The sequence below is a fragment of the Plebeiibacterium sediminum genome (genome assembly GCF_026013605.1).
Classification (GTDB): domain Bacteria; phylum Bacteroidota; class Bacteroidia; order Bacteroidales; family Marinilabiliaceae; genus Saccharicrinis; species Saccharicrinis sediminus.
On sequence record NZ_JAPDPJ010000104.1, the window covers coordinates 1 to 11,542 of the forward strand.

Here is an 11,542-nt window from a genome sequence, read left to right on the forward strand (position 1 = left end):
TTAATTATAGGATTCTGATCTATATATAAATTAGCCATTATAAATTTACGTTAAATTCAAAGTTTTGTAAAGGTTTTATTTATAATGCCTCAGAGGGATTAGGTTTTATCCTGGATAACGAGATTGATCAAATAGACAAAATTTGCCTATCTAAATTGCAATGAAAAAAAGTGTGCATAGTTACTTACATTATAAGCACAAATGTGCACACATACTTACATTATAAATAGTCTCACAAAAGGAGGTGGATAGAGCAAAAGTCACACTTATATTGGTAATAAAATATAAGTGTGTATTCTTTACTTACATTATAAATTACTTAATTCATCAAGATTCACGTTATATTTGAATGTGAAATGTTAATAGAGTTCACAAAATTTGCAAACAATAAGAAGATATGTTATTTATATCCACTTATTGTTATTTAATATCAGTAACAAAACTTCATATTGTTATTAATTAAAAAGAGTTAATACAGAGCAACATTCTGTATAGCAAAGAATTAATATGGATAATAAAATAGAAATATATAAAACCAATACAGGTACCGAGATCAATGTAAAGCTTGAAGAAGATACTATCTGGCTTTCTCAACAACAAATGGCTGAGTTATTTGACAAGGATGTTCGTACTGTGAATGAACATATAAAGAACATTTATGACACCCAGGAGTTACACAAAGATTCAACTATCCGGAAATTCCGGATAGTTCGCAAAGAGGGTAAAAGAGAGGTAAATAGATCTATTGACCATTATAATCTTGATATGATTATATCGGTGGGATACCGTGTAAATAGTAAAAGAGGTACACAATTTCGTCAATGGGCAACACAACGCTTAAAAGACTATCTTGTAAAAGGATATGCTATTAATGAAAAACGTTTAACACAAAAACAACAGGAAGTAGAATATTTAAAAACGGGAATAAGGATTGTCAGTCGAGCCTTTGAAGAAGCCACAAATGAGCAGAATAAAGAAGTTTTTCAGATCTTTTCAAAAGGATTAGCTCTATTGGATGATTATGATCATGAAGAATTGGATAAAGTTGGAACAACTAAAAAGGAGGTTGTTTATCCTAACAAGAAGGACTATTTAAATTTGATAAACAACATGTACTCAGAATTTGAGTCCGATGTGTTTGCAAAACCTAAAGACAATAGTTTTGATAGTTCTATTAATCAGATTCGTCAAGGATTTGGAGGCATAGACTTATATCAGACCATTGAAGAAAAAGCTGCCAACCTTTTATATTTTATTACAAAAAATCATTCTTTTGTTGATGGTAATAAAAGAATAGCTGCAGCTTGTTTTGTTTTCTTTTTAGAACAAAATGACGTATTGCTTAAGGAGGATGGGCAGCCAATTATTGATAACAATACTCTTGCTGCCTTAACGTTATTTATTGCCACAAGTAAAACCGAAGAATCAGATATTGTAAAGCAATTGGTAATAAGTATTCTTAACAGAAATAAGTAATATGACAATCTACTGGTTATATTGTACCTTTTATATTTAAAATAGTCTCAGAAAACGCAACTTATAAATTAATATTTAATCAGAAATCGGACCAAAACAAAAACTTGCTTGAAGAAAACCAAAACTATTGAAAAAGCCATCCATGAATAGAATAATAGCTTATTGTTTAATTTGTATTTCTCTTAATAGTTGCTGCCAAAATAAAAGGGTTTTTAAATATTATGATAAGGTAAAAGTATCATTTAATATGAGACCTGAAGTACTTTTTGAGAATGTTGAATTTAATACAACTGAATTAGATTATTTATCAAAGGAAAAATCAATAAGGATAATCTTTGAGATAGATATAGAGAAAGAAGTTATTAATGATATTTATTTAAAATACTATTTGCCTAAGTTAGAAGAATATCCATGTCAAGTTGATAGTTTATTTGAAAAAAAAGAATTAGAGATATGTTATAGTATTCATGAAAAGTTAAATTTAAATATGTTATCTTATATGACTTTAAATGTAAAGCTTAAGGAAAATTTAATACTACGAAAAGGTCAAAAACCGATTTTACTCCTGCCATGTGAATTTACTAATAAGTATTATAAACCCATAGGCTCTGATATATAAATAAACTTTCACTACGAGATGAAGTTACCCCCAGTAGGCCAATTAGCAAATAATGAAATAACTAAGGAGTGAATAAAAATACAAGAGTTGCAAACGTAAAAAGTTTTGCAGCTCTTTTGTTTTATGCAGTAGGGTTTACAACCAGGAATATAAAGCAACGATATTTTTATAATAGATTTCTTAAAACTTAATTAAAAAAATAGAAGTCACAAATGCAAAAGGAATTCTAAGATTAATATAGTCTCACATAAGGAGGATTATATTTTAAATTCATCATTCCACAAATCCACCATTTTATCAACGGTTTGTGCATATGAACCAGCGCATAATACCGTACTGCTTTTCGCACAGAAACATAGTTAATTACTTGCACAAAACCTCCGCAAACAACAGTCCACTCACTATTCCTCAATCCTAAAGAGTTTGTTATCCTCTGATAGTTCAAGAATAAAGTAATCCTCATTATTTAATTCATCAGGTAACTTATCCTTCAATATTGAAGCCACAAATTGAATGTCACTTTTATTAACTAAATCTGCTATTTTAACAAGTTGATTGTCATGCATCAATTCTTTCTTGTCATTAAGTATAAAGTGCATGCAAGGAATATTTTCTTCGTCTGCAAAAAATGTGTAAGCAATATCAAAACAAGAGATCTCTCCTTGTTTTTTTCCAGAACTAAAATTTGTATTAAAAGCACTAAACTTATATAATCTTTGTCCTTTTTTGTTTTTAACCTTATCATATTTTAATGCATACTTTTCGGTATACAATAGTTCTGACACTGAAGAAAAGTGTTTATTAAACTTATTTAATTGTGCTTTAACTGTAGATTCAAAGTCATCCGAGAACAATTCTTCATCTATTGACTCTAGGGTTTCATTGTAACTTTTTAAATTTTCTTCAACATCATTCAACTGCTGAACAATGTTTTCATACTCCCCTTTTAATCTATATTTTTCATTTAATTCAGCAATCAAGACTTCAAGTTCTTCAAATGAATCACTTTTTGATATAATTTGTGACAATTCCTCTTCTTGTCTTAATAACTTATTTAATTGAACATTGTTATTTTCAATCTTAGAATTTAAAGCCGGAAGTTCATTTGATATAAATTTTTTCTTCTCTGAAATCATGTTGTTGTGATATGCCACCATGTCTTCAAATGACTTCTGTAGTTTCCCTATAACTTTCGATGCTTGTTGATATATTTGATTAAGTTGTCTTGTATCAATCGTAGTACTAGAGGCTTCTAATTCCAATAAGGTTTCATTTATTAGGTCTTTACGAATATTTAATTTACTTGTTTCTGAACTCAGCCTATTAATTTTGTATTTTACTTGATTTAATGCATCTAAGTCTGATTCAAAATTTTCATTTAAATTAAGATTTGACTTTTTCTTGTCAAGTTCTTGTATTTCGTTTTCTATTATTGCAAGTGTTGTTTCGTAAGCTGATTTAGTCTGAATTTTCTCCAGTCTTTTTCTGAATGAATCTTCTTGTTTTATTTTTTCTAGTAATTCTTGTTTACTATTCCCCTTAGTAAACTCACAACCTAATAAAAACAAGTGCAAAGTTTCATATTCTGCATCAGAAGTATATTTATCTAATGTTTTTAGAGTATTATTAATACTTAAATCTTTATATCTGATATTATGAGAAATAATCTGCCTCAAAGTAGGTTTATCTGATAAATGCTCTGGAAATAGTAATTCAGTAAGCTTTGGTTCAAATTCATTTTCTGTTAGATTTTCACCATTAACTTTTCTTATTACTTTACTTTTAGAACTTTGAAAATTCCGTTCTATTACGATTTCAAGAGCAGATTCATCATCAAGATTTTCCGTTAAAGTAAGAGTAACTAATATTTCATTGTTTACTAGATGGTTTTTTACAAGGGTATACACTTCTTTTTTATTCTCAGGGTCTTCCCATATATTTTTTTTGTTTGCTCCAAAACAGAAATCAATTAATTTCAAAACAGTAGTTTTTCCAACACTATTTCCTGTAATTTTCCCTTCACTTTTATCAACAATAAGGTTAATTCCTTTACGAAATTCGATATCTCTAATTACAGACGCTCCTTTTGTAATTGTTAATGATTTTAAGAACATAATTCAATCCTCCCATCTTTTACCTCTGCAATGTTTGCAATATATAACCAATCCAAGCAAAGAATAAATACAGAGAAAGTTAACATCTTCAATTGTTTTACTTCTTGATAAAGATTAACTATATCTAATCCATTCTTTTTTTGAAGAATTTGTAATACTAGTGCACCATTATAATAGATACTATTTTCAGGATGAATATTATCAGGAAGTAGCATAGTTATAATTTTGAGGGTTTTCAAAAATCTTACATCGTATAAATGCATCAACAACAAGAATGTCAACACAAAGTTCTAATTCATCAATAGGAATTCTTTCAAAATTAGGACTTTCCAATATCTTTTCTTTTACCTTTTCAACAACCGACTGAAAAACGAAATCTGGAGTTCCTGAGTTTTTTAGATTACGATATTCTTTTCTAATACTTCTCAGTACTGATGAGCTTTTATTAACTCCTAAAGTGTCAAATTCAGAATATTTTTCGTCTACTTTCTTATAAAAGACACAGTATTCATCAATAATTTCTTTTGAATCTTTAAGTTCGTTATGTGTGATTTTTCGCTCAATTTCAAAGCTATTAATAGATTCACCTTCATTAGTTTCATCCCATTTCTCTTTAGAAAGAGTATTTATGACAGAAGCAAGATTTGAATCAAGTCTTACCACATCAACTTCTCCGCCAAGTTCATCTTTTATGAATTTGTATATTACCTTTATTACTTCAGCTTTCTTACTTAAAATATCATTTAACAAAGAAGTAATATCAAAAACATCTGAGCTAGGCATGAATGTTAATGAAAAAGGATTCTTAAAAGTATTTTTTCTTATGTTAGATGCGTCCTTCGATATAGAAATAAACTTAAATGCATAATTCTTATAATTATTCAATATTTGTTTTGTTAAAGCTGATTCAATTTTTTGCTTAGTGCAAGTTGCAGATACTTGAATAATTACTTTATTAGTATGGTCTATTAAATCAATTGCTTCAACATTCTGCATCTTTGAATTTAAATTTTCAAGCTGATAACCATACAATAAATTGAAAAAATGCATATAGAAGTTTTCTGAATGTAAATGTAAGTCTAACATATTCAGTTTGCCCCTCGTTTCAATCCTTCTAGCTAAAACATGAAGTCTTTCGTCTATATAATCAAAATAAGGGTTTCTATTCATATCTTCTTATTGTTTATTTTTTGCAAATATACTTAAAATGTTTTCGTATCTATATTCTACGCTCTGGTGTCTCTTCCTGCTTAGGTTAAAACGTGTATAAAGGTACATTTCTTTTTAATTCTATTAAATATCAAGCTATCAACACTTATCAATAATTATCTATTAATAAATGCTTGTAGGTGTTTATCTACTTTTACAAAACTTACTAAAATAGGTATTCATGTTATATAGTCCAATAATCTAACGTGTAAATTATACAAAAAGTCATTTTTATTAAAAAAAATAGAGTCTCACAAAAGGAGGGAAAAGAATATGTATTTCTAAAAGGTTTTAGCGGTCTTTTTTTATGAGTATCTTCATTGCGTAAATCCTCAAATATAGTCTCCTCAAATCCATACAAACAAGATTACGATTAGAATTCAAATTACCTTGGATAAATTGAGATTTTTCAAGTAAACAAGAAAAGTCAATAAAAATAATATTGTTCTTTTCATAATTACCGGATTATCTAATTTAAAAATCCAAACCGAAATCTTATTGAGAAAAGAAAGATTGCAAAATGAAACAAAATCCTTTAAATTTAGTTATATAAAAAAAACCGTAGTTGGAGCTACGGGTAACTTTAGATTGGAATGTTGGAGCATTGCAATCTCGGTGTTTGATCTAATAAATTAGTCTACTGGAACCCAAAAACGAAAGAACTTAGCTTTCTTTGGATAGATACGTACACCATTTACGGTTTTGTATCTACAGTACACTAGTTTTTCAGTCTTACCGTTTCGAACGCGATATTCAGACATAATAAAACGTGTTTGATTTTGCCCCGTACTTACGGAGACAGGGCCTACCCATTATCCTTAAGTCCGTTTGTTTCGTTTCGTTTAAAAAAAGAAAAGCCCAGTATCTCCAAATACTGAGCTTTTATAATTTCATCCTTTCTCTTCTTTGCCATCTAAACACACTACCCTTGATAGATAGTTGCATATAATGGATAAATCAAACGAATGTTTTATCGTGTCCGAGGTGTAAAGATTTGCCATTTTTTCCAAATAATCAAAATCACACCACTTATTTAGAACATTTCTAAACTAATAAGCTCAACAGAAATAAAAAAATCACTTTTGATTTTTTGAGTTAAATCCTTTGTTCAAAGATAAATAGCTTTATTTCTTGTTACAAGAAATACTTATAAACTACAACAAAAATTATCATAAATTAAATCATATAACATTATACTACAGTAATTTACGCAGATTCATTTTATGATAAAGTTGTCCAAAATGCTTTTTTTATCAACAATATAATTAAATATCAATCTAATATTTGGAATTACATATACACCTCATAATATGCATATTACGGTTATTAAAATTCATATATATTCAAAATTTCCAATATTCAGATTAGTGTATCCATATCATGGATATATGTTCACATTAAAATAGGGATATATCCCCTTTTTAATTATATTTGTATTATTATAACACTATGGATTACAAAGCAAATATAGGAGAACAAGTCAGGTCAATAAGAGTACAAAAAGGCATGACTCAGAAAGATCTAGCAAAAGCATGTAATATTGATGCGAGTGACCTTTCTAAAATAGAAAAAGGAAAACAAAATATTTCCTTGGATAGTCTTGAAAAAATATTTTTACAACTAGGAAAATCAATTGAATCACTAAAACTCACAAGTATGAAATTAGATAAAATTAGGGAACAATTAATTGATGAACTTTCAAATAGCCAGGAATGGGATTATAAATTAAACGATACTTCTCCTGGTCATTACGGGGTAGAAGATTGGGAAGTTGCAATATACTCTGATAGATTCTTTGTGGATATTCCAAACAGAAAATTTACATTTAAAAATGCTGATTTCTCTGCAAAATTGGTTTTAGGTGGCTCTAAAGATGGTTTCGTTGTTCCATTTGATAAAGTTGCTAATGGAGCAGGAACTTTTACGTTTTTAGACAAAAAGAAGGTTAGAATTAATGATGTAAGTATTGATATGGATTTGGATGTTTATGGAGACAATTAAGTAATTTTTAAAATAAACAGTTCCATAAAACGCAAGTATGGATACATATAAATACTTATTAAATGATATCAGTAATTAATAAGAATAAACAATTAATTATATATTTGGACCAATTTGCATCAGTAGGATTATTTGAATCAAATAATGCAGAATGGAATAAAATAAAGGAATTGATTGCCAAAGGTTTTGAAAGTGGAAATGTTATTTGTCCGTTATCTCCTGAACATTATTTTGAAACTGTACAAAAAACTGAGAATAAAGCAATTCGATTAGATAAGGAATATAGTAAATTTTCGGGAGGCTTTTCTTTTAAACCAGAGCTTTTCATTACTTCTCAATTAATTTCTTCCTTAATCCGCAAGAATAATATTACGTTAAAAACTTATCTTTATGATAAGATTAAAGGAGATATACTTTCTAAAGAAAAAAATATTAACGCTTTCATTGATAATAAAATAGAACTTGACCTTAAGATAAAAGAGGCAACTAAAGAGGTTAATGAAATTCGAAAAATAGCAAGAAATGAAAAGATAGATATAAAAACAAAAAAACATGTTATTTCTGCTCAAAAATCAATAAATGTTTCGGAATTTATAATGAGACTTAATGACTTATTAAACGAAGAACATATTCTCATAAGTGGAGTTAAGTTTGAGTCAGGAGATGTACCATACTGGGTAGACCAAGTGATTTTTCAATTAACCAATAAACACAAATTTAAAAGAAAAGAAACTGTACAACTGATTTCAGAACTTAAAAAGAATGGATTTAACAATATCCCGACATTAGATATTAGAACATCTTTAAGTGCAATTATTTCTCTTTATAACAAAAAGGAAACAGTTAATGACCAAATAGATATAATGAGAATTGCCACTGGTTTACCTTTAGCCAATATATTATTTGCAGACAAACAACGTAAGAGAGAAATCTTAGAACTTGGTCTAGATATAAAATATGGAACGAAAATATTCAGCGGAACAAAAAGTGATTTAGAAAAACTTATTGCGGAGCTTGAGTAAAAGAAACTATATTAGAAGTCTTTCCTTAATCAAATTCCATAAAACACAAGTAATAGAACTTAATAAATATACTTTCACGCACAAAAATAATGTTATGAAACAAAAAGAAGTTGAAATAAAAGTAGATTCCATATTGTCAGAAGGTAAAAATATATCCGGTAGAATAGGAAATACATTTGCTTTTGAAGCAATAGTTAATAACACGAACGGAGGCTATGGTATAACTAACGGAAAAGTAATAAAACTTGAAATATATGGTAGATTTAAACAAAACTATGTACTCATATATGACAAGAAATGGATAAAAAAACCATCGAAAGAAAATATTATATATTATAATCAAGTAATGAGATTATTGAAATGCAGGCTCAAATAACGCAAGTATCACAAAATAAAAAGTGAATTGCTTAGATCAAAAAAGCAGATGATTGACGAAAAGAACTAGTGTTGTGTAATTTTAGTTATTTTTGATTATTGGAAAATCGATGATGATGGTATTTGATAAACTACATATAAAGGAATTCAAGGGCATAAATGATTTGACTATTAAAAATTTAGGGCAGATCAATTTTATTGTTGGTAAAAATAATGGAGGTAAAAGTACGATACTAGACGCTTTGTATATCCTATGCAAAAAAGGGGATCCTAGAAGCATTGAAGATATTTATAATGTGAGAAGTGCTGCAATAAAAAAAGGTGACGATCTTAGATTTTTGTTTCCTAAGTCCAATCTGAATATATATCCAATAGTTGAAGGCCTCACTACCAGCACTAATACATTTGTCTGTTTACAAGCCTATAATGGAGACATTAAAGATGGTAATATAATAAAAGAGAGCGGAGTAGATTTACCTGTAAATGGAGTACGTATTATTTGTGATAAAATTGAAAATAACAGGGATTACACAATTAAATCGGATATATTTAGCTTAATGGTTAAGAGAAAATCTGATGATTCCATTGATTATCGATTTGCTAAAAATATTAAGAGCATCCCAGTTCTTTATGTACCAACTGGTGCAACATTTAATGATGTTTTAGAACTGGCAAAAGATGCGATGATGACAAAAAAATTTCAATTAAAAGTGCTAAGCTTGTTAAAGGAAATAGAACCACGAATTATGGAATATTTCATTCTTGAGGGTGACATATATTTCATGTTAGATGGCCTAGATAAATCGATGAACCTAAAATCAATGGGAGAAGGATTTGTTAAACTTTTTGGAATAATCTTAGCTATAATCAGTACTGAAAACGGTGTTTGCTTAATTGATGAGATAGAGAATGGCTTACATCATAGTATTCTTAGTACAATCTGGGAACATCTTATAAATGCTAGTAATGAATATAATGTTCAGCTATTTATCACTACACATAATGCTGAAATATTAAAAACGATCACATTCGCTTCACAAAAAGGTGATATTAAAATACATCGCATTGAAAAAAACGAAGATCAGTCCCATATTGCTTTAACCTACGATAGAAAAAGCTTGGAAAAAATGATTACGAATGACAATGAAATTCGGGGGTGGTAATATGGAAAATATAAAGATATTTGTTGAAGGTATTGCTGATGATAAATTCATTCGAGATTACATAAAAAGCACCTTTGAAATTACATTAGAAAAGAAACACATACACAACTGTGGTGGATGGAAAAATATATTTGAAGAGGATTCGGTTAACGAATTTATACAATGTAAATTTAATGGGATTAAACCACTTGTTATTTTTGATGCAGATACTCCTGAAAAAGAAAATGGAGGAGTTAAAAGTAGGAAAAAAGAAATAATAGAAAAATTAAGTGCATTAGATATACACATCGGAGAAAGTCAAATTTTTCTATTCCCAAATGATAATAGTAATGGTGACCTGGAAACTTTACTTGAACAAATAATCACGAAAGAAAATACACCTATTTTTGATTGCTGGAACGGTTTTGAGAAGTGTATTGAAAGGAAAAGTGTTGAAGTTGGCAAAGGTTTAACAATTCCTGCAAAAAAGGCAAAAATTCATACATATTGCACAGTACTCCTTCCAGATAGCAATTCCGGTAGAGAAAAAGCAAAGGAACAACATAGGGATTATACAAATAAATCTCATTGGGATATTGGGAATATTGCCTTGAATCCATTAAAAGACTTTTTACATGAGTATTCTTCTAAATAATTTTTTGTTTAGATTGCTAAGTGTGTATTTGCTAAAGATAGTCTACTAATTACATTCTCACAAAACCCAGAAATAAAGTAATATATGAATATTGGAAGATAAATGGAGACATTCGTCCAGACAATGAATAATAAAAAGCAGCAGGAACCGCGCTATGTGATTTAATAAAAATCCGTTTGCTGTTTTAATGAAATACTTTAGACAATGAAACTCATATTAACAATATTAATTCCTGTCTGTCTTCTGTTTCTTATTCTTTATTTAAAATCAAAAAAATACAGAATAATTAGAGCAAGAAGATGGTCAAACTCATATGGATTTCGTAACCTTATTAGAACGGGTTTTACTGCACAAATTATTGATGATTTTAAAGTGTTTTATGGTAAATACAATAGCTACAACTTTCTAATTTACATCGACCCATTTGACCATTATTTTAACAATGGATTTTCAATTGTTTTTGTGACCTCGTACGAAAAAATTGATGATGATTTATTTTATCAATTAAACGATACACATTTCAATAGATTAAAGTCATTATTGATTAATTCAGAATATGTATTTTTTGACAAGGATTCAGCTCAATTTAGGTTTTCGATTAATCCATATAGAATTAGTTCAGGAATATTCAAAAACAAATTAGACAAGGTTACGAATATTTTGAAGAACGAAAATTTAAAAGCGAAAGAATTCGAAAACATAAAGAAGAGTATGATAAAACATTATTAAATAAGTCACAACCGCGAATCCAATTCTTAGATTAAAATAGTCTCACAAAAGGAGACTATATTGGCATTAGTTTAGCTTCATGTTTTTTCTTTTAATCCCAAAATCTTTTTTTGTGTAAAAGAAAATTAATGTTATATTTGTACCAACGTACTTACCCCGCTTCCTTCATTGAAAAGCGCGCTCAGGGTAAGTTTTTTTTT

Annotated in this window: 11 protein-coding genes; 8 read left to right on the forward strand and 3 right to left on the reverse strand. The window is 28.5% G+C overall.

From position 1 onward, the window contains the following. Positions 1-507: 507 nt before the first annotated feature. Entirely contained in the window at positions 508-1,476 is a 969-nt protein-coding gene (locus OM075_RS23105; protein ID WP_301192930.1) for a virulence RhuM family protein/type II toxin-antitoxin system death-on-curing family toxin, read from the forward strand. 142 nt (positions 1,477-1,618) lie between these two features. Further along, complete coding sequence (locus tag OM075_RS23110) at positions 1,619-2,095, forward strand: hypothetical protein (protein WP_301192931.1); 477 nt, start codon at positions 1,619-1,621, stop codon at positions 2,093-2,095. 401 nt (positions 2,096-2,496) lie between these two features. On the opposite strand, the gene OM075_RS23115 is transcribed toward OM075_RS23110, so the two are convergent. Genes OM075_RS23115 through OM075_RS23125 form a run of 3 tightly spaced genes read right to left on the reverse strand, consistent with a single transcriptional unit; the run spans position 2,497 to position 5,379 of the window. Continuing rightward, positions 2,497-4,209, reverse strand: coding sequence for a DUF2326 domain-containing protein (locus OM075_RS23115; protein WP_301192932.1), 1,713 nt, complete (start codon positions 4,207-4,209; stop codon positions 2,497-2,499). Then, positions 4,200-4,424, reverse strand: a complete 225-nt coding sequence (locus OM075_RS23120) for an ABC-three component system middle component 6 (RefSeq protein WP_301192933.1) — start codon at positions 4,422-4,424, stop codon at positions 4,200-4,202. The genes OM075_RS23115 and OM075_RS23120 overlap by 10 nt, the downstream gene beginning before the upstream one ends. Then, on the reverse strand, positions 4,411-5,379 hold the full coding sequence (locus OM075_RS23125) for an ABC-three component system protein (protein ID WP_301192934.1): 969 nt from the start codon (positions 5,377-5,379) through the stop codon (positions 4,411-4,413). Before OM075_RS23125 ends, OM075_RS23120 begins: the two co-directional genes overlap by 14 nt. 1,488 nt (positions 5,380-6,867) lie before the next feature. Here OM075_RS23125 and OM075_RS23130 point away from each other — a divergent pair. The 6 genes from OM075_RS23130 (at position 6,868) to OM075_RS23155 (ending at position 11,342) form a co-directional block, all read left to right on the forward strand. After that, positions 6,868-7,419 (forward strand): helix-turn-helix domain-containing protein, encoded by a 552-nt coding sequence (locus OM075_RS23130; RefSeq protein ID WP_301192935.1) that lies wholly within the window; start codon positions 6,868-6,870, stop codon positions 7,417-7,419. 62 nt (positions 7,420-7,481) lie between these two features. Then, a complete protein-coding gene (locus OM075_RS23135; RefSeq protein ID WP_301192936.1) occupies positions 7,482-8,441 on the forward strand; it encodes a hypothetical protein in 960 nt (319 codons plus the stop codon). 94 nt (positions 8,442-8,535) lie between these two features. Then, positions 8,536-8,817, forward strand: coding sequence for a DUF7678 domain-containing protein (locus OM075_RS23140; protein ID WP_301192937.1), 282 nt, complete (start codon positions 8,536-8,538; stop codon positions 8,815-8,817). A gap of 109 nt (positions 8,818-8,926) precedes the next feature. Then, the gene (locus OM075_RS23145; protein WP_301192938.1) at positions 8,927-9,979 is read left to right on the forward strand and encodes an AAA family ATPase; all 1,053 of its coding nucleotides are present in this window, start codon (positions 8,927-8,929) and stop codon (positions 9,977-9,979) included. Further along, positions 9,954-10,613 (forward strand): DUF3226 domain-containing protein, encoded by a 660-nt coding sequence (locus OM075_RS23150; RefSeq protein WP_301192939.1) that lies wholly within the window; start codon positions 9,954-9,956, stop codon positions 10,611-10,613. The genes OM075_RS23145 and OM075_RS23150 overlap by 26 nt, the downstream gene beginning before the upstream one ends. A gap of 204 nt (positions 10,614-10,817) precedes the next feature. Beyond that, positions 10,818-11,342 carry a hypothetical protein gene (locus OM075_RS23155; protein ID WP_301192940.1) on the forward strand — a complete coding sequence of 175 codons (525 nt, stop codon included), beginning with the start codon at positions 10,818-10,820 and terminating at the stop codon, positions 11,340-11,342. Positions 11,343-11,542: the final 200 nt, after the last annotated feature.

Excerpts from the sequence above, each read along its gene's own strand:
- OM075_RS23105 (WP_301192930.1), top strand. The coding sequence starts at position 508 with ATGGATAATAAAATAGAAATATATAAAACCAATACAGGTACCGAGATC.
- OM075_RS23110 (WP_301192931.1), top strand. The coding sequence starts at position 1,619 with ATGAATAGAATAATAGCTTATTGTTTAATTTGTATTTCTCTTAATAGT.
- OM075_RS23115 (WP_301192932.1), bottom strand. The coding sequence starts at position 4,209 with ATGTTCTTAAAATCATTAACAATTACAAAAGGAGCGTCTGTAATTAGA.
- OM075_RS23120 (WP_301192933.1), bottom strand. The coding sequence starts at position 4,424 with ATGCTACTTCCTGATAATATTCATCCTGAAAATAGTATCTATTATAAT.
- OM075_RS23125 (WP_301192934.1), bottom strand. The coding sequence starts at position 5,379 with ATGAATAGAAACCCTTATTTTGATTATATAGACGAAAGACTTCATGTT.
- OM075_RS23130 (WP_301192935.1), top strand. The coding sequence starts at position 6,868 with ATGGATTACAAAGCAAATATAGGAGAACAAGTCAGGTCAATAAGAGTA.
- OM075_RS23135 (WP_301192936.1), top strand. The coding sequence starts at position 7,482 with ATGATATCAGTAATTAATAAGAATAAACAATTAATTATATATTTGGAC.
- OM075_RS23140 (WP_301192937.1), top strand. The coding sequence starts at position 8,536 with ATGAAACAAAAAGAAGTTGAAATAAAAGTAGATTCCATATTGTCAGAA.
- OM075_RS23145 (WP_301192938.1), top strand. The coding sequence starts at position 8,927 with ATGATGATGGTATTTGATAAACTACATATAAAGGAATTCAAGGGCATA.
- OM075_RS23150 (WP_301192939.1), top strand. The coding sequence starts at position 9,954 with ATGACAATGAAATTCGGGGGTGGTAATATGGAAAATATAAAGATATTT.
- OM075_RS23155 (WP_301192940.1), top strand. The coding sequence starts at position 10,818 with ATGAAACTCATATTAACAATATTAATTCCTGTCTGTCTTCTGTTTCTT.